Origin of the sequence: Vibrio sp. 10N.222.48.A3 (assembly GCF_041475345.1) — a bacterium.
Classification (GTDB): Bacteria; Pseudomonadota; Gammaproteobacteria; order Enterobacterales; family Vibrionaceae; genus Vibrio; species Vibrio tasmaniensis_A.
Genome location: NZ_JBFRVX010001471.1, coordinates 1 through 413 on the forward strand (window position 1 = coordinate 1; position 413 = coordinate 413).

The window sequence follows — 413 nt, forward strand, 5'->3', positions numbered from 1 at the left end:
GCTTCTCAGATAGCTAAAGGTCAGTTGAATAATACAATTGACGAAAGAGAGTTAACTGAAGATGAACTTGGTACTTTGCTGAAAGAGTTAGTATCAATGCAAAATAATTTGCATTCTTTAGTCTCAGAGGTGAGTGATTCTACAATTCAATTAACAGCAGCGGTGGAAGAGGTGAGTGCAATATCAGCTCAAACGGCTTCAGGAATGCAAAATCAACAATTAGAGTTGAGTTCTGTTGCATCGGCCATGACAGAAATGCAGGCCGCAGTTAACGAGGTAGCGCAGAATACAGAAAGTGGAGCTACCTCAGCAAACTCAGCAACTGAAGTTGCAAAGCACGGAACCGAGATTTTAAATAAAACAATCCAAGAAATTGATAAGGTCACTAAAACAATACAAAACACAGATGAATT

1 pseudogene is annotated in these 413 nt (G+C 39.0%); it reads left to right on the plus strand.

The window, feature by feature from the left end:
• Nucleotides 1–413, plus strand: a pseudogene (locus AB4653_RS27200) (methyl-accepting chemotaxis protein); the annotation flags it as partial.